The sequence below is a fragment of the Nocardia suismassiliense genome (assembly GCF_900269665.1).
GTDB classification, from domain to species: domain Bacteria; phylum Actinomycetota; class Actinomycetes; order Mycobacteriales; family Mycobacteriaceae; genus Nocardia; species Nocardia suismassiliense.
Map to the genome: position 1 here is coordinate 227,896 of NZ_LT985361.1, position 18,116 is coordinate 246,011.

The 18,116-nt window shown below is 68.7% G+C and carries 14 protein-coding genes; 7 read left to right on the top strand and 7 right to left on the bottom strand.

Going from position 1 to position 18,116, the window contains the following annotated elements; all coding sequences use genetic code 11:
- Nucleotides 1-336: 336 nt before the first annotated feature.
- Together DBO33_RS01075 and DBO33_RS01080 are read left to right on the top strand one after the other, a co-directional pair.
- The gene (locus DBO33_RS01075; protein WP_234391308.1) at nt 337-2,514 is read left to right on the top strand and encodes a transglycosylase domain-containing protein; all 2,178 of its coding nucleotides are present in this window, start codon (nt 337-339) and stop codon (nt 2,512-2,514) included.
- Nucleotides 2,515-2,647: 133 nt separating this feature from the next.
- On the top strand, nt 2,648-4,420 hold the full coding sequence (locus DBO33_RS01080) for a glycosyltransferase family 87 protein (RefSeq protein ID WP_107653375.1): 1,773 nt from the start codon (nt 2,648-2,650) through the stop codon (nt 4,418-4,420).
- Here DBO33_RS01080 and DBO33_RS01085 read toward each other — a convergent pair.
- Both DBO33_RS01085 and DBO33_RS01090 read right to left on the bottom strand, forming a co-directional pair.
- Entirely contained in the window at nt 4,402-6,030 is a 1,629-nt protein-coding gene (locus DBO33_RS01085; protein ID WP_107653376.1) for a TerD family protein, read from the bottom strand. The two genes, DBO33_RS01080 and DBO33_RS01085, sit on opposite strands and share 19 nt — an antisense overlap.
- A gap of 30 nt (nt 6,031-6,060) precedes the next feature.
- Nucleotides 6,061-7,461, bottom strand: a complete 1,401-nt coding sequence (locus DBO33_RS01090; RefSeq protein WP_107653377.1) for a TerD family protein — start codon at nt 7,459-7,461, stop codon at nt 6,061-6,063.
- Between the two features lie 184 nt (nt 7,462-7,645).
- On the opposite strand from DBO33_RS01090, the gene DBO33_RS01095 reads away from it, so the two are divergent.
- The 5 genes from DBO33_RS01095 (at nt 7,646) to DBO33_RS01115 (ending at nt 11,345) form a co-directional block, all read left to right on the top strand.
- Nucleotides 7,646-8,269 (top strand): AIM24 family protein, encoded by a 624-nt coding sequence (locus tag DBO33_RS01095; protein WP_107653378.1) that lies wholly within the window; start codon nt 7,646-7,648, stop codon nt 8,267-8,269.
- A gap of 10 nt (nt 8,270-8,279) precedes the next feature.
- The gene (locus tag DBO33_RS01100) at nt 8,280-8,978 is read left to right on the top strand and encodes an AIM24 family protein (RefSeq protein ID WP_107653379.1); all 699 of its coding nucleotides are present in this window, start codon (nt 8,280-8,282) and stop codon (nt 8,976-8,978) included.
- Nucleotides 8,979-8,980: 2 nt separating this feature from the next.
- Nucleotides 8,981-9,745: an AIM24 family protein gene (locus DBO33_RS01105; RefSeq protein WP_107653380.1), complete on the top strand. Its 765-nt coding sequence runs from the start codon at nt 8,981-8,983 to the stop codon at nt 9,743-9,745.
- Between the two features lie 81 nt (nt 9,746-9,826).
- Nucleotides 9,827-10,741 (top strand): SGNH/GDSL hydrolase family protein, encoded by a 915-nt coding sequence (locus DBO33_RS01110; protein ID WP_159080093.1) that lies wholly within the window; start codon nt 9,827-9,829, stop codon nt 10,739-10,741.
- Nucleotides 10,742-10,862: 121 nt separating this feature from the next.
- Nucleotides 10,863-11,345, top strand: a complete 483-nt coding sequence (locus DBO33_RS01115) for a DUF1453 family protein (protein WP_107659849.1) — start codon at nt 10,863-10,865, stop codon at nt 11,343-11,345.
- 3 nt (nt 11,346-11,348) lie between these two features.
- Here the strand turns inward: DBO33_RS01115 and DBO33_RS01120 are convergent, their stop codons facing one another.
- The 5 genes from DBO33_RS01120 to DBO33_RS01140 are packed head-to-tail and all read right to left on the bottom strand — an operon-like array spanning nt 11,349 to nt 18,089.
- Complete coding sequence (locus DBO33_RS01120; RefSeq protein ID WP_107659850.1) at nt 11,349-12,248, bottom strand: NAD-dependent epimerase/dehydratase family protein; 900 nt, start codon at nt 12,246-12,248, stop codon at nt 11,349-11,351.
- A gap of 52 nt (nt 12,249-12,300) precedes the next feature.
- The gene (locus DBO33_RS01125) at nt 12,301-13,143 is read right to left on the bottom strand and encodes an HAD family hydrolase (RefSeq protein ID WP_107653382.1); all 843 of its coding nucleotides are present in this window, start codon (nt 13,141-13,143) and stop codon (nt 12,301-12,303) included.
- A complete protein-coding gene (locus DBO33_RS01130) occupies nt 13,143-15,647 on the bottom strand; it encodes a phosphoribosyltransferase (RefSeq protein ID WP_107653383.1) in 2,505 nt (834 codons plus the stop codon). Before DBO33_RS01130 ends, DBO33_RS01125 begins: the two co-directional genes overlap by 1 nt.
- On the bottom strand, nt 15,644-16,858 hold the full coding sequence (locus DBO33_RS01135) for an HpcH/HpaI aldolase/citrate lyase family protein (RefSeq protein ID WP_199856506.1): 1,215 nt from the start codon (nt 16,856-16,858) through the stop codon (nt 15,644-15,646). Before DBO33_RS01135 ends, DBO33_RS01130 begins: the two co-directional genes overlap by 4 nt.
- Before the next feature lie 13 nt (nt 16,859-16,871).
- Nucleotides 16,872-18,089: a hypothetical protein gene (locus DBO33_RS01140; protein WP_107653384.1), complete on the bottom strand. Its 1,218-nt coding sequence runs from the start codon at nt 18,087-18,089 to the stop codon at nt 16,872-16,874.
- Nucleotides 18,090-18,116: the final 27 nt, after the last annotated feature.

Here is an 18,116-nt window from a genome sequence, read left to right on the forward strand (position 1 = left end):
CAGCAGCGGCCGCCGCAGGGACGGCCGAACCCGGCCCCGCCGCCCGGCGCCCAGGCCACCCAGAAGATCGACCGCGACTCGCTGCCCGGCGCGGCCGCCGACCGGACCAGGCGCGGTGGCCCCGCCACCGGCCCGCGGCCGACGGCCGAACGGGCCCGCCGCGTCGGCGACACCGGCACCGGCGAACGCAGGCAGACCGCGGGTGGACCGCCGTCCGGCCCGCCCCCGCGCCGCAACGGCGGCAGCGGCGGCGACGGCTCCGGCGGATCGGGTAAGCGCAGGCCCGGCCAGAAGAAGAAATCGCCGTGGCGGATCGTGCGCCGGGTCATCTACGTGATGATGGCCATGGCCATCCTGATACCCAGCGGCGTCTTCCTGATCGCCTACACCACCGTTTCGGTACCCCAGCCCGGCGACCTCAAAACCAATCAGGTCGCGACCATCTTCGCCGCCGACGGCGAGACGGTGATCAGCAGACGTGTTCCGCCGGAAGGCAACCGGACCGATGTGACGATCGAGCAGATCCCCGCGCACGTGCGCAACGCGGTGATCGCCGCCGAGGACCGGGACTTCTACTCCAATCCCGGCTTCTCGATCTCCGGCTTCGCGCGCGCCGCCCGGGACAACGTGCTCGGCAAGGAGAGCGCCGGTGGTGGTTCCACCATCACCCAGCAGTACGTGAAGAACGCGCTGGTCGGTGACGAACGCTCGCTCACCCGAAAGATGCGTGAGCTGGTCATCTCGGCCAAGATGGCGCGGCAGTGGAGCAAGGACGAGATCCTCGCGGCCTACCTCAACACCATCTACTTCGGTCGCGGCGCCTACGGTATCGACGCCGCCGCCAAGGCCTACTTCGAGAAGCCGGTGACGGAGCTGACCGCCGCCGAGGGCGCGGTGCTCGCCGCCACCATCCAGCAGCCGTCCGGCCTCGATCCGGAGAAGAACCCCGAGGGCGCGAAGACCCGCTGGAACTATGTGCTCGACGGCATGGTCTCCGGCGGCAACCTGCCCGCGGCCGAACGGCAGAGCATGCAGTACCCCCGGGTGGCCCCGGTGTCGAACACCGAGGACAAGACCCTGGACTCGGGCCCGGAGGGCCTGATCAAGCAGCAGGTGCTCAAGGAGTTGTCCGCCGAGGGCATCAGCGAGCAGCAGCTCAACACCGCGGGTCTGTCGATCACCACCACGATCGATGCGAAGGCGCAGCAGGCGGCCGTGGACGCGGCGCAGAAGAAGCTGCAGGGCGAGCCGGAGAAGCTGCGTGCCGCGGTCGTCTCGGTGGATCCGAAGACCGGTGCGGTGCGGGCCTACTACGGCGGTGACGACGGTAAGGGCTGGGACTACGCCAACGCGGGCCTGCAGCCCGGCTCGTCGTTCAAGGTGTTCGGCCTGGCGGCGAATCTCGAACAGGGCGTACCGCTCTCGCAGATGTACGACAGCTCGCCGATCACCGTCAACGGCATCAAGATCACCAACGTCGAGGGTGAGGGCTGCGGCATGTGCACCATCGCCGAGGCGTTAAAGCGCTCGCTGAACACCAGCTTCTACCGGATGCAGATCGACATGGGCAACGGGCCGAGGAAGATCGCCGACATGGCGCACAAGCTCGGCATCCCGGAGACCATTCCCGGCGTCGGCCCCTCGCTCACCGAGCCGGACGGCAGCGGCCCGAACAACGGCATCGTGCTCGGCCAGTACGACGCCCGCGCACTCGACATGGCTTCCGCCTACGCGACTTTGGCGGCCTCGGGGGTCTACCACAAGCCGCACTTCGTGCAGAAGGTCGTCACCGCCGACGGCACCGTGCTGCTCGATCGCGGCGAGGTGCCCGGCGAGAAGCGCGTCGAGGCGGCGGTGGCCGACAACGTGACGGCGGCGATGAAGCCGATCGCGGCGTGGTCGCGCAACCACAACCTGGCCGGCGGACGCGAGTCGGCCAGCAAGACCGGCACCGCCCAGCTCGGTGACACCGGGGAGAACAAGGACGCCTGGATGGTCGGTTACACGCCGTCGCTGTCCACCGCGGTGTGGGTGGGCGCCGTCGACAGCACGGCGCTGCGCAACTACCAGGGCGGCATGATCTACGGTTCCGGCCTGCCGTCCGACATCTGGAAGGCCACCATGGACGGTGCGCTGGAAGGCACCAAGAACGAGACCTTCCCCAAGCCCGCGCCCATCAAGGGCCAAGCGGGCGTGCCGGAATGGTCGGCGCCGTACACGCCGCCGCCGACCACCGAGGTCCCGTTCCTGCCGCCGATCCAGATCCCCTCGGGCCCGATCGAGATCCTGCCCGGCATCGTCATCCCGGGCCTGCCCGGCGCGCAGCCGCAGCAACAGCCGCAACAGCGCCCGCAGCAGCAGCAACAGCCGCAACGCGAGGAAGGCCCGGGCCCGCTGCCCGGGCAGCCGGTAGCGCCCACCGACGGCGCGTCGCCGACCGCGACCGGTTCGCCGCGGGCAGGCAACGGGCAGAACGAGAGCACCGGGGCACCACCCACCACCCGCAGCCGGTAGTGGCGGACCTGCGGCACCCGGCGGAATACGCCGTGGTGCCGCAGGTTCCACACTGCGAGCAGTCCCCTCAGCCTGCTGAGTGGGGACGACTCGATCCGAAGCAATAGTCGAACTCAAGGTAGCGTCGGGGGCCGTGACCGATCAGGAACTGGTGGACCAGCGGACGAACGGGAGCGTGCCGCAGGCCGATGGGGCACCTTCCGGTGGCGCTTACTACGTCGCGCCAGGCCCCCTGGCGCCGGATCTGCGCTCCGCCGACGCGCGGGATCGGCCCAGCCGCAACGATTCGCTCACCGCACAGCTGTCGACGGTCGTCGGCGGTCCGGTCGGTGAGCACGCGCTGATCGGGCGAGCCCGGTTCTGGACGCCGATGCGGGTGCTGCTGGCCTTCACGGTGGTGTTCCTGGCCTTCGGCTGGTTCAGCAAGGCGGGCTGCATCCAGCAGACCGGCACCGGCGAGGGACTCACCCTCGATTGGAACAACGGACGCCAGTACGTGGCGATGTGCTACTCGGACACCGTCCCGCTGTACGGCGCGGAGCGGTTGAACGAGGGCGCCTTCCCGTACAAGAAGGACTGGACCGAAAAGACCGCGGACGGCGGCCAGGAAACCCGGTACATGGAGTATCCGGTGTTGTCCGGTCTGTACCAATACCTTTCGATGCGCATCGCCAAGGCCTGGGATGCCGCGCCGCTGCCCGGCGCGCTGCAGGTGGTGATCTACTTCAACGTCGTCGCCTTCGGCCTCGCGCTGGCCTGGCTGATCACCGTGTGGGCCAGCGCGCAGCTGGCCGGGCGCCGGGTGTGGGATGCGGCGCTGATCGCCTGCTCGCCGCTGGTGATCGTGCACATCTTCACCAATTTCGATGCCCTGGCAACGGCTTTCGCCGCGACCGGCCTGCTGGCCTGGGCGCGCAGACGCCCGGCCCTCGCGGGTCTGCTGCTCGGTCTCGGTGGCGCCGCCAAGCTGTATCCGCTGCTGCTGCTCGGCCCGATCGTGGTGCTGTGCCTGCGCACCGACCCGATGCAGCGGCTGCCGAGCACCCAGCTCGGGCTGCGCTTTCGCGATATCGACAGCTGGTCGGCGGCGCAGGACTGGGTGCGCGAAACCCCCTATCGCATACACCTGTTCAGTCTGCGGCCGCTCGGCGCCGCGGCCGTCGCGGTGGCCGCCGCGCTCGGCACCTGGGTGGTGGTGAACCTGCCCATCGCCGCGCTGTACCCGAACGGCTGGCGGGAGTTCTTCCGGCTCAACACCACCCGGCACGCCGACCCGGACTCGATCTACAACGTGATCACCTCGTTCACCGGCTGGAGCGGCTTCGACGGCACGCTCAGCCACGGGGAACCGCCGGTCATCCTGAACGCGGTGTCCCTGCTGGCGTTCGTCGCCGCGTGCGTGGCGATCGGTTACATCGCGCTCACCGCGCCGCAACGCCCCCGGCTCGCGCAGCTGTGCTTCCTGGTGGTGGCCGCGTTCCTGGTGACGAACAAGGTGTGGAGTCCGCAGTATTCGCTGTGGCTGGTGCCGCTGGCCGTGCTCGCGCTGCCGCATCGGCGAATCCTGTTGGCCTGGATGACGATCGACGCGCTGGTCTGGGCGCCGCGCATGTTCTACTACCTCGGGCTGGACAAGAAGGGCCTGCCGGAGCAGTGGTTCACCGGCACGGTCGTCGTACGCGATCTCGCGGTACTCGGCTTGTGCGCCTTGATCGTCCGGCAGATCTATCGGCCCGAAGAGGACCTGGTGCGCCGCGATTATGTCGACGACCCGATCGGCGGCATCGTCGACCGCGCGCCGGATCCGTTGCTGCCCTGGCTGCCCGAGCTGCTGCGGCCCCGCGTGGCGCCGACCCGCGAGTGGCACTCGCAGGTCGGCGACTCGGCTCAGTGGGTGCGCAGGTAACGCGACAGCAGCACCTGATCCTCGGGCAGCGTGTCCAGGTCGAGCTGCCACGGACTGCCGGTCCACGGATCGAACAGCGGTGCTCCTGCGATCGTCGGTAGGTGCCTGCACGACTGGGACAGCATCGCCACGGTGGTATCGCTCGACTCGGATTCGTCGCTGCCGATGATCACGATCGACAGCCCGATCAACTCACCGCGCACCATCAGGGAACCGATGCGCTGCGCGTCCGAACTCTGGTAGCCGTGCGGGAAGTCGGCCGCGATCAGGATGCGGTGCTCCTCGGGTGGACTGCCCATGCCGCTGGTGAAGGCCAGCTCGGCCAGCTCCGCAGCTTGGACCAGCGCCTGTAGCCGCGCCGAGATCTCACTGTGGTCGGTGATCGGCGGCCCGTTGAGCACCGGCGCTAGCAGGTCGGTGAAACCGCTGAACGCACCGGTCAGATCGATGATGTCGACCAGCGTGCGCCGACCCGGCGCCGCCGTGAGCAGCCGCGCGAGCAGCGCGCTCACCACCGGCGCGACCGCGCGGGTGGACTCGGTATCGATCCACAGCGGCCGATTCAACGGCACCGGAACGCAATACGGCACTCGCAGTGTCCCGCGTTCGAGCGCGTACAGCTCGCCGAGCCGGATGCCGTCGCTGGGCGTGACCGGCTTCTCCCAGACCGGCGAGTCCCAGGACGCCAGCGCGGGCGGCAGCATCAGATCGGCGTCGGCGAGCTCGCGCACGAGCTGCGCGCTGTCGCGCTGATGGTTGCTCTCGGCGGTGGCGATCAGTTCGTCGTTGCGTTGCTGTGCCGCCCGGCGCGCGGCGTCGGCGACCGGGGTGTTCCTGGTCTCGGGATCCGCGACCGCGACCGACAATTCCTGGTCCAGCCGCTTGGCCGCGTAGTCACGGGCGGACAGCAGCGCGGCGGCCGAACGAGCGGCATCCTCGAAGATCATCCACAGGCGTTCCAGGCCGTGCCCGACCTCCAGCGGCGCCGCCGCCGCGGAGCGGGCTTCGCTGGCCATCGGACCGGCCATGGTGTGTACGCCCGGCCCGGCCTGGTGGGCTGCGGTCGGATGGGGCACCTCACCCACCTGTGCCGCCGAACCGGTCTGCGCGGCGGGATCGGCCGGGTCGTCCTCGACCTCGACACCGTGCGCGGTCAGCAGCACGCCGAGGCCACCGGAGTAGCCCTGCCCGACGGCGCGTAGCCGCCAATCGGTGCCGCGGCGGTACACCTCCAGGCAGATCAGCGCCGCCTCACCGGCCGACGGCGTGATCACGAATTCCGCTGTGGTCCGGTCGTTCTCGGACAGCGTCGCGGTCACCGTGCCGAGCCCGCCCGGACTGGCGGGGACCGCCGGGTCGGCGCTGACCACCAGCAATACCGCCTTGGCGTCACCGCGCACCTCGGGCAGCGTGACGGTCACCTCGTCCGCGTCCAGCCGCACCCCCGCAGCGGTCGGCTGGTTGTAGAACACGAAATCCTCGGGGGCGAAGACCTTGAGGTTCTCCGCCACCACCAGCGCCGAAACGTCCAGTGCCGCCTCGGCTTTCGCCCGGAATCGGACGACATTGCCGGTCAGTGGCGTGTTCTGACCGGCCTTCAGTTGAATCACCTTGTCTGCCTTGCTGTTCGCGCGTCCCGATCAACCGTGCTGCAGGAACCGGCCGAGATGGGGTACTGCCTCACCGGGGTGCTTGGCCGCGAAGCCTTCGCCGAGCGCCTGCATCTTCCAGTCGTTGCCGACCCGGAAGACCTTCGACATCGCCATCGCGGTGAAGGGCATGCCGCCGGCCAGGGTGTACCTGGCCAATTCGGCATTGGTGGTGCCGTCGACCAAGCGGCAGAACGCATTCTGCACCTGCTCGAAGGTGTGCCCCTTGTAGGAGGTCACGATGAACACCAGCGTGGACACGTGCGCCGGGATGCGGGTGAGATCGACCAGGATCACCTCGTCGTCGCCCTCACCCTCACCGGTGAGGTTGTCGCCCTGATGCCGGATCGAGCCGTCCTTGGAGGTCAGCTGACCGTAGTAGGCGACGTCTACCGGGTTCGTATCGGCGAACATGACCACCGACGCGTCGAGGTCCACATCGACGGTGCGGTTGCCGAACATGCCGCGGCTCTTCACCGGATCCCAGCCCAGACCCATCTTGACGAAGGTCAGTGCGGCGCCGCCCTCCTTACGGAGGGTGACCCGCTGGCCCTTCACCAGGCTGACCGGGCGGTCCTTGCTCAGGCTCACCTCGGCGGGCGGCTGCTGCGGCGGAACCGGTTGTCCCGGCGGCGGATACGCGCCCTGGCCGGGCGCGCCGCCCCGTCCGGGCGGCGGCGGGTAACCCTGGCCCGGCGGCGGGTAACCGGGACCGGGCGGCGGATAGCCGGGGCCGGGCGGCGGGTAACCGCCGGTCGGCGCGTACTGCGGATCCTGGGCCGGGTACGCCGGTGTAGTCGGCGGCGGCGGCTGGGTCGGGTAGGCGGGCGGCGGTGGCGGCGCGGGCGCGGCCTGCGGTGCGGGCGCGGCCTGCTGCTGGGACGAGGAATCGTCGACCGTCACGCCGTGGTCGGTGACCAGCGCGGCGAAACCACCCGCGTAGCCCTGCCCGACGGCGCGCACCTTCCAGCTGCCCTGGCGGCGGTAGAGCTCGAGCGCGATGACGATCGACTCGCTGCTCAAACCCTCGATCTGGTACTCGTACAACCGATTCCCCGCCGCGTCCGACACGATCGCGGTCGGCGCGGGGAACTGCCCGAAGTTGCTGTTCGCGTCGTCGAGGGTGATCACCGCGCGAATCTGCGCGATATCGGCGGGCACCGAGTTCAGCGACACGGCAAGCGAGGCGGGCTGCCCGGCGGGCGCGGGCTGCAGGTTGACCCCGGGTCCGCTCGGCTGGTTGAAGAAGACGAAGTCCGCGTCGGAGCGGACCTTGCCCTGCTCGGTGACCAATAGTGCGGAAAGATCCGCCGGCGCCGTGAGCTGGATGGAGACCACCACGTCGTTCGTGGCCAGCGGACCGTTTTGGCCCTTGGCGAGTGTTGCGGACAAGTTAGACCCTTCGCTTGTCGGTGCGTTCGAATGCCACTCTACGAGAAAGGCGCGGGCAACGGTTCCGGTAAACACCCTCGTTGACCCCGACAGTTGCCGGGGCATCGGCTAATGTGTCGACACGCAGTTGGAATGTGGGGGTTTTCCATGTTCCCGTAACGAGACAGCGAGCAAAAACACCCTCATGGCGCAACTGTTCGAACAATCCAAGAAGGTGATCGAGGCGCACCTCGCCGGGACGAGCCTACGGGCGATATCCGGGTCGATGATCGCCTACGAAGGCAACGTGCAGTTCAAAGCGGCCGGTTTCGGCGGCGGCGACGGAGTGCTCGCGGGGCTCAAGCGCCGCGCCACCGGCGAGAAACTCGCGCTGATGGAATGCTCCGGCAACGGCCGGGTCTTCTTCGCCGTGAACGGCCAGCACGTCACCGTGGTCAACCTGAACAACGAGACGCTGCAGGTGGAGTCGCAGCAGCTGCTCGCCTTCGCCGGGAACCTACGCACCGACGTGCGGTTCGCCGGCCTGCGCGGCGCGTCGACCGGCGCGGGGCTGTTCACCACGACGGTGTCCGGGCAGGGCCAGGTCGCACTGCTGTCGGCGGGCGGGCCGCTGATCCATCTCGAGGTGTCGCCGCAGTACCCACTGGTGGTCGACCCGGATGCGTTCGTGGCCGCGCGCGGCAACCTCAATCAGTCGTTCGTCACCGACGTCTCCTGGCGCACGGTGGTCGGTCAGGACGCGGGCGAGGCGTTCTCGCTGCGCTGGGACGGCCAGGGCGTGGTGTTGATCCAGCCGGCGGAACGGTAAGGGCGAGCGGATGTTCGAGAAAGTCAACAGCAAGGTCGTCAAGGTCAATGTCGGCATGGCGGGTGGCGTGGCCGCCCGCACCGGCGCGATGCTGTTCTATACAGGTGACGTTTCCTTTGCGCCGCACCAGATTCCGGGCGGCCAGGCGATGGGTGGCGGCGGCGGGCTGATGCGCATGGCAGGCCGCATGATGGCAGGCGAGCACGAGCGCACCATGCTGGCGCAGGGCACCGGTGAGGTGCACTACGGATTCGCGGGACTGGAAGTCCATGTGGTGCAGATGCAGCCGGGTGCGATGCTGCGGGTCGAGGCTTCGCGATTGCTGGCGAATACTGCCGGTTTGCAGAGTTCCATTGTCTCGGTGATGAGTTCGGGTGGCGGCGGGGGCGGCNGCGGACTGATGGGCGCGCTGCGCGGTGCCGCGACCGGGGCACTGACCGGCCAGGGCATGTTCACCACGCAACTGTCCGGGCAGGGCGCCGCCGTCCTGCTGGCGCACGGCGGATTCCTGGAACTGCAAGTGGGCGGCCCGAATCCGATCGTGGTGGACCCGCAGGCGTTCGTCGCCGCGTACGGAAACGTGCAGACCGAGCTGAAGACCGCGCTCAGCTGGCGCGACGCGGTGGGTCGCGGTTCCGGCGAGGCGATGCAATTGCATTGTGTCGGACAGGGTGTCGTGTACGTGCAGGCCTCGGAAGAGAAGTTGTGACCATGACCGATATCTTGAATCCGATGAATCTCGGTGACAGCGACAATATTCCGGGAAACAGCTACGCCTACTGCATCGACCTGAACAAGCCGTGGTTCATGCGCAAGGGCGCGATGATCGCCTACTACGGCGACATGCGATTCCAGATGCTCACCCATGGCCTGCAGGGCGGGCTGATGCACATGGTGGCGCAGCAATTCTCGGCGCCGCTGTTCACCGGCGACTATGTGGTGGCCGAGGGGCACGGGAAGCTGATCATCGGTGACCGCGGCTACGACATCAATTCCTATGACCTCGAGGACAACGGCAACCTCACCATCCGCGCCGCCAACCTGCTGGCGTTCGAGCCGGGCCTGTCGCTGAACCAGTCCATCGTGCCCGGCTTCCTCACCCTGATCGGCACCGGCAAGTTCCTCGCCTCCTCCAACGGCCCGGTCATGTTCGCCGAGCCGCCGCTGCGGGTCGACCCGGAATCGCTGGTCGGCTGGGCCGATTGCCCCTCCCCCAGCCACCACTACGACCAGCGCTGGATCTCCAGCTTCCTGGCCGCGGGCGCCGCGCGCTTCGGCGTCAGCTCCGGCGAGGAACGCCAATTCGATTTCACCGGTGCGGGCACCGTGCTGATCCAGTCCAGCGAGAAGGTGATCAGCGACGCCATGCTGGTCCGCACCATCGAGGGCCAGCTCCAGAGCGGCATCACACCCACCGGACTGCAACGTCTGCAGGGCGTCATCGCCCAGCAGTTGGGCGGGCAGCAGGGGTACTGAGTACCCGTGCGCGGCGGCGCGTCCCGGACTGCGCTACCGTCGGACCAGCTGGCCAGACGTCTGGACAAGGTGGTCGATACCGTGGCACGACGTTCGACACTGTTGCGTACTTCGGCGATCGCGGCTGCCGCGGTCACCAGCGCCGGCCTGGGTCCCGCGGTGGCCGCCGCGCAGCCCGGCGCGCAATATGTCGCGCTCGGTAGTTCTTACGCGGCCGGCCCGGGGATCGCGCCGGTCGCCGACGCCGGGTGCGCCCGATCCGCGCAGAACTATGCGCGCCTGCTCGCCGACGCGCTCGGGCTCGCGCTCGCCGACGTCACCTGCTCAGGCGCGACCACGGCCCACGTCCTGGATACTCCGCAGCGACTCCGGGACGGGCGGTCGGTACCGGTGCAGCTCGACGCGGTGACCGCCGATACCCGGCTGGTCACCGTCACCATCGGCGGCAACGACCTGCGTCTGGTCGGCACCATGATCACCCAAAGCTGCGGTAACGCTGCCGTCCAGGCGTTTTCGCTGCCCACGGCGGCGGCCGATGTGGTGACCCGCGGGTGCGCGCTCGGCGGGGGCGATATCGCTGGGCCGTCGATGGATACGGATTACGGTCGGGTCGAGCAGGCGCTGGTGCGTATCGCCGACGCGGTGCATGCCAAGGCACCAAATGCCCGCGTGCTGTTCGTCGACTACCTGCCCGTCGTCGACCGCGAAGCCACCGCATGCGCCGCTGTGCCCCTGCAACCGCATCAGGCGAGCACCGCGCGTGCAGGTTATGACGGGCTGCTCGCCGCGACCGCCCGCGCGGCCCGGTCGGCGGGCGCCGACCTCATCGAGGTCGACCAAACCCACACACCGTGCACACCCACCCCGTGGGTCACCGGTTTCGCCGACCCCTTCACCCGCACACCGGATCTCGCCGCCGTCATGAGCTCGTACCATCCCAACCTCGACGGCATGACCGCCATCGCCGAGCAGATCGCAGGCCTGATCAGCAGGTAGCCGCCCGCAGGTGGCGGCGGCCGAACGACCCGCGGTCATCCTTCGGATCGTCCGTTCGATGGACTCGGTGGCGCTCGGGGCGGGGTTAGTTTCCCGGCAGGACTTCGTGCTGGGAGGCGCCATGAGTGTGGGATTGCTGCTCGTCATCATCGTGGGGGCGATCGTGCTGATCGTGAAGCGGTTCCAGGGGGAACCGGTGGACGCGCGTGACACGTTTCTGACGCCGTTGATCCTGGTGGGGGTCGGGATTTACAGCGTCACCAGGGTCGAGGGGCTCAGTGGCGTCGACCTCACCTGGTTGGTGATCGGTGGCGTGGTGGGCATCGCGTTCGGCGCGGTGCGTGGCACCACGACGGTGCTCTTCGAGCGGGACGGACATCTCTGGCAGCGCTACACCGCGAAAACCCTTGGCGTCTGGGCGGCTTCGGCGGCGGTGGGGTTCGGCATCAACGCCCTCGGCAGCACCATGGGGATGCAGCACGACGCCAAACCCCTCACCCTGTCGATCGGTATCGGCATGCTCGGTGAGATGTGCACGCTGGGACTGCGCGCGCTGTCGACCGGTATTCCGTTCGCGCCGGACAAAAAGGCAGCCCGGCCCTAGACGTCATGACCTCTCGGCCCATCCAGCGCGCAGGATCGTAGCTACTTCGGATTTCGTTGCTTGCCAACCTAATTCACGATGCGCGCGATCGCTGTCGCTGACCAGCCGCAGGGGCTCCTGCGCCGCAGGCCGATGCTCTACGGGTATGGTCCGACCGGTCAACCGGCTGGCTTCGGCGACGAGTTCAGCGACACTGGTGCCACTGCCGCTGCCGATGTTGTACCGGCGGCACGCACCACGCTCGGGCAGGTGGGCGACCGCCGCCGCGAAAGCTGTTGCGGCATCCTCGATATGCACATAGTCGCGCACCGCGGTGCCATCACCGTTGATGGTCAGGCAAGGCTCGTCGCCCGCCGCCACCGCGAGGACGCGCGGCACGATCCTGGTCGGGTCCGGGTCGGCGCCGCCCGCGATATTGAACAGCCGCAACACCACTGCCGCGAGTTGACCGGTCGCCGCCTGCGCGGCGATCACCGATTCGGCGGCCGCCTTGCTGGCCGCGTACGGATGCGGCGGACGGTCCGGCAGCTCCTCCGGCATCGGCTGCCGGTCCGGCGTGCCGTAGATCGACGCGGTGGACGCGAAGACCAGCCCGCCCACCTGCGCCGCGGCCATCGCACGCAGCAGCGCGACCGTGCCACCGACATTCACCGCGAAGTAGCGCAGCGGATCGTCGACGGATTCGCGGACGCGAGTGAGCCCGGCCAGATGACACACCACATCGATGTCGCGGACCGCCGCGGCCAAGGACTCGGGGTCGAGCAAGTCGGCAGTACGAACCGGACCTGCCCCCGCCGTCCCCGCGCCACGCACCAGCCCGATCACCTCGTGCCCGCTGACCCGCAGCTGCTCGACGACGGCACCGCCGAGGTAGCCGTTCGCACCTGTCACCAATACCCGCACCCGCACATTGTCGGGTGCCGTAGCGCGCGGTCGGCCACCGGGCCGATCGGACCTACTCAGCCGACGGTGCGCCCTTGATGAACCAGTTGATGATCTCCTCGCCTGCGAGGATGCCGGTGGCCCGGGTGATAGTGAGGTTGGGGTGCGTCCAGTTTAGGTGTTCGAGTTCGCCGTGCCGTGGGCGGATGGCGTAGTCGGCGGCGCGCAGCATCTCGGCGTCGAGGGCGCCGTCGCCCGCGGCGAAAGTCTCGGCCTCGGTGGCGAGTTCGCCGGACGCGAGCAGGCGACGGCGGACCTCGGCGACGGCGTGGCTCTTGCAAACGACATCGGGCATCGAGTAGATCTTGCGGCCCTGCTGGGAGGCGGACCAGCCGCGAGCCCGGCACCAGGCGTCCCACTCGGCCAGGAAGCCGGCCGGAACTTCCTTGGGGCGCACGACCAGATAGCAGAAGAGGTCGTCGGCCTCGCGGAACTTGGTGACCCACGAATCGTCGATGCGGGCCCGGAGTTCGGCGGTGACCTCGGAGAGCGTCGCGCCGCCCGCACGGACCTTGGCGTCGATGTCGATGCGCCAGCGCAGATCGGGCACGCCGTCGACCAGGATGTTGCCGCCGTTGCTGGTGATGGCGTAACGCCATGGTGCACCGGGCAATTGGATGCGGGTGAACTGCTTGATGGTGCGGGTGGTCGTCGGGATGACCGCGGCGGGCTCGGTGAGGGTCTGCATCCGCAGCGCGGCGGCGGTCGTCATGAACGACAGCGGCGCACCCTCGAGATGTTCCACGCAGACGGTCGGCACGTCGGCGGCCGCGCTGAAGGCATTGCGCGAGTAGATCATTGTCCGGTCCAGGTCGGTGGCGACCAGCGTGCGTCTTCGGGGTCTTCGTAGCTCCATCACGGCTGCTGCACGTCCTTGATCAGTCCCATACACGAGTAGGCCAGGTCGGGCACGACCTCGACCGGCACGCCGCGGGCCGCGGCGAGCAAACGAATGTGCGCGTGTTCGGGCGCCTCGGCGTCGCGCACCAGCACCAGCCACGGCATCCGCCGCAGCAGTACCCGGGTGGTCTCGCCGACGCCGGGCTTCACGAAGTTCACACTGGCGACGCCGTATTCGGCGCGGACCTGCTCGACCGAGGCCCAGCCCGCCCAGGTCGGCGTGCGATCGCTGTCCCGAACGGCCGCTACCGCCGCGGGCACCCGAGAACGGACGGCATCGAAGGCGGCAGTCACCGTATCGATCAGGCGCTGTGAGACATCGTCGTCCGCGAGTTCGCGGTAGTACTTGGCCCCGTGGAACTCACCGGGACCGATCAGCGTGTCGTTCAGCACCGTGCGGGAAACCAGGCCGGACACTGTCGAATTCAGGCAGGCGGACGCGATCAGGAAGTCGTCGCGCGTGCCGTAGGTACGGACGCAGTGGCCCGGGTCGGCGAGCACGGCGAGCTCGTCGTTGAACCGCGCACCGCCCGCCGCGTGGTACGCGTCGAGGGCTTCGGTGAGCTCGCGCGTGATGGCACCCTTGCCGGTCCAGCCGTCCACGAACACGATCGAAGACGGATCATGATGGCGCGCAAGGTAATCCAGCGCGACAGCATCGATACCGCGATCCCGCACGATGGAGACCGCGTAGTGCGGCACGTCCAGGCTCCCGGCGGCCCGCCCGGAGCGCAACCAGCGCCGCATGAGAATGCCGATCGGCGTGCCCGCCCGGGCCAGCGACACCAGCACGATGTCGTCACCGCGTTCGGCCACCACGAGTTCGGCGACGGTCGCCACGGCCAGCGCCAGCCGTTCGGCACTGTCGGCGAGCACCTCGTCGAACAGCGAACGGTACGCGGCGTCGGGCTGGTACTCGATCGGCAGCGACTCCGCGTAGTGCGCGGCACCGGACTGGATGCGTCGCTCCCGCTCGGCCACATCGGCCTCGAGGTCGACGTCGGACAGATCCTTCAACAGCCACGAAACATCGTCGGCCGCATAAGAACCGAAGTCGGGGCCGTGCAGCGGTTCGGGCAGTGCGCGCGCCACCGCGGCGCCACCGCGCGCGGCATGCAATGCGCGGGGATCGGCACCGGGGATCACCGCGACGAGCACATCGGCACCGGAGGCGGTCAGGACATCGACGAGCCCACCGTCCGCGACGAGCGCCGCGGTATCGGCGGGCGGGGCGATGACGACGACCAGCACCGGATCAACGGACTCGGCCACCGGCGCGGCGCCGTCGGGCTGACCGGAGAACTCCGCCGTCCAGTGCGCGTTGTACAGGTAGCGCGGCGCTTCCTGATCCGATTCCGGTGCGGTGAAACGGAATCCGCGACGCAGCGGGTAGCCGGGCTCGTCCAGCACGTAGGCCGGTGACCGCGTGGTGGTCTGGTAGCGAGTCGGCGTGCCGGAATCGGCCAGCTCCGCCGCGAGCCGCAGCGGCAGATACATCAGCTCCTCGTGCGCGAGCACGATCACGGGCCGTCCGGGGAATGCCAGCTCGAGCCGGGATCGCAGCACCTCGTGCGCGGCCGCGACGGCCGCGTCGAACACGGTGAGGTCAGCGCGCAGAATCCCGTGCCTGCCACCCTCGGGCACCGTCGCGGGCCAAGGCAGCTCGATCCGTTCGGACGAGCCGCGCTGTGCGGCAACGGGATTCAGGTCAGGTTCCGGCAGCTCTGCGACCGCGTCGACCAGACCGTCGGGCAGCACGGTGCGCCCCGACGCCAGGCAGACGGTCTCGATACTGACTCCCAGCTCGGCGGCCGCCTTGTCGAAGGCGAGGCGATCGGCTTCCAGGCGCATATCCACCAGCGAGGCGAGCAGGTAACGCGAGCGCGGCGAGAAGGCATGCAGGGCCCGAATCGCGTCGAGTGCTGTTGCGCCAGTTGAGATTTCATCGTCGACCAGCACCAGTGGAAGGTCGTTCACGAAGATATCGGCGGGCACGGGTTGCAGCAGGTGCGAGGTGGCGTGCGAGTGCCCCTCCTCGAAGCCGGTGAGAGTCTGCGCCTCGGCGACATCACGCCGCGTCGAGTGCAGATAGCCGACCGCGCCGATCCGCGCCGCCACGCAATGCCCGAGCCCCGTCGCGGTTTCGGCGAAACCGAGCACCAGCGCCTCGCGGTCAGCGAGCAGCTCGCGCACCAGATCACCGAGCCGGTTCCCGCCGTCGAGCACCACTCGCGGGTCGGTCGGCAGATGCTTACCGAGCACGGTGGACACCAGCAGATGCGCGCGCCGCGGATTGCGGCGCAGGCCGGGCTGGATCAGCTCCGCGATCGCCAGCTCGGCGGGCAGCGCACTGGCCTGCCCGGTATCGATGGCGCCATACGACTCTTCGTGATGCAGTCGAAGACCGAGAGTTTTTGTCGCCCAGGGAATTCCGACAATATCCAGCGCAGCGCCGGTCATACCGTTACCAACGCCGTCAACAAATCCACGAACGAAACTCCCTTATTCGCCACACCGAAAACTCGCGCCCGCAACAGCGTCTGCCGCGCCCAACTACGGTGCGGGCGCATTTCATTCATCTTGTTCCGATAGCCCGACGCCGCGACACCGCCGACATCGACCTGCAGAATGTCCAACGCGTCGGAGTACTCCTCATGCGTCACCACCGACAGCGCGTGCACCGCCGCCACATGCGACGGATGGATCACCGTTTTGCCCTGGATCCCGTTGGCCCGATCGAGCGTGATCTCCCGCAGCAGACCGTCGAGGTCCCGGCTCACCAGGTACTGCCGGAACGGCACCGCGTCGGACTCCTCGAACGGCGCGGTGCGCAGTAACGGCCGGAACATCCGCTCGTGATCGGCGAAGTACTCCCAAACCGGCCCGGTGATCACGAAACCGGTCCCGTCCGCCCGGCCCAAGTAGTTCACGATGTCGGCGATCACGTCGGCGACCACCCGCACGTCGTAGATCGTCAGATCCCGGTCCCGCCGAATACCGAACGTCGAGCACATGTCGGTAGCGCCGACCCGCACCGCGAGCACCCGCTCCCGATGCTCGGCCAGCAGCTCCGCGATCAGCGTCAGCTCCTGGTCGCGCGTCTGCCGGTGCACCAGCCCCGCCGATTCGAGCACCGGCATGCCGTAGATGGGCCTGCCCAGCCGCTGCATCGCCGCCGCCAGCGCGGCCAGATATTTCGGCCCCGTCGTGCTGTCGAACTTGGGAAATACGAAGCCGGTCAGCACCGCGGCGCCCGCGCCCAACTGCTCGACGATCTCGGTGATCGTGTCCGCGTCGCGGACCCGGACGAACAGCAGCGGGTTCGAATCGCCGTTGGCCGCCAACAGGTTCAGCGTGTCCACGGTCTGCCGTTTGGCCAGCTCGACCTCGTGATCGGCGACCGCGTCTTCCAGATCGATCACCATCGAGCACACGCCGCGTTCGGCGCGTTTGCTGATGGTCAGGGCCAGATCCGGCCGGGTGGCCGGTGCGTACAGCGTCGCGCCGAGGCCGACGGCCAGTAGTTCCCGATCGGTGTAGTCGTCTCCGAACGGCTCCGGCTCGCGGTGGAACAGATCGCGCGCCTCCGGTCCGTGCAGCTGCCGGAAATGCCGCAGCGGCATGCGCTTCCGCAGGGAAACCTCCCGCTGGACGGCGATGCCTGCGGTCATCGTTTTCCCACCCTCATTCTCGTCGTGGTCCTGCTTGTTTTCTCATTCGATCCACTACCCCGGCTATGAAGTCGGTGATGGTATCCAGCTCCACCACATAGGCCCAGTAGTTCGGGTGCCTACCTGTCAGTGTTTCGCTGATCCGGTCGATCCGTGCGGCCTGCGCATCCAGCACAGAGCCCCATTCGGTGACGAGCCCGCGACTCACCGCGAGCATTTGGGCGTCCCGCAGCCGAAATCGTACGGCCTTGGCTTTCTCTTGCGGGTCGGACCGTACTTCACGCAACGTGGCGAGCCGTTTGGTGACGGCGTCGACCCGCTGCTCGGCCTCTGTCAGATACCCGCGGGCGGATGTGGTCAGATCAAGTGCAATCTCCGGGTTGTGCTCCGCCGCTGCCGCGCGCGCCCGGCCCAGGGCGGCCTCCGCGGCATCGATGGCTCGCTGGCTTTCCCGCTCATTGTCAGCTAAGTCGGCCGAACTCGCAGCGTTGAATTCGCGCAGCAGGCTCGAGTACGCCGGTGCGAGGCCCTCGGCCTTGGTCCGCGCGGCGGCCAGCCTGGTGCTGACCGAGGAGATCGCGGTCTTCGCGGCCGTGGCCCGGGTCGGCGCCTGCGTCAACGCGTCCGCCAACCTCTTTGTCGCCGCCTCCAGCCGGTTCGCGGCCTCGCGCACCGCGGCGGCGGACGCGCCCGGACCCAGGGCTTCCAATGTGATGAGAGCCTCATCGACGGCCGCGGTGTGTGCGCGCACCGAGGGGTAGTTCGCGTACTCGGATTCGGCGGCCTGCCCGCGCACCCCAGCCGCGGTGACCTTGACCTGGTGGGCCAGCTGCGGCACGGTGCCGAGGATCGCGACGGCCTGCTCGAGCTGGGCCTGATGGCGGCGGTAGAACTCGTCGACGGCACGGGCCGCGTCGGTCAGTTGCCTCGTCACGGTCGCGGTCTGCTGTGGGCCCTGCGCCTGCGGGGTTCCCTCGCGTTCGGCCTGGTCGAGCTGCTCAGTCAGCGCCACGTAGGCGCCCGCGGCGTCGTAGCAACGGCCGCGCACCGGCTCCCAGGCCGCGGCCATTCTGCGGTCCGGGAACACCTCCTCGGCCGCGTGCACCGCCGCCTCGGCCGCGCTCTGGCGCTGGTCCATGTCGAGGAACGCGGACGCGAGCGACGCTCGCGCCTGCTCGATCCATTCGTTGTTCCCGGACGAACGGAACCAACCACGCCTACGACCCGCCACGCCCCGATCTTAGAGATCTCTCGTGTT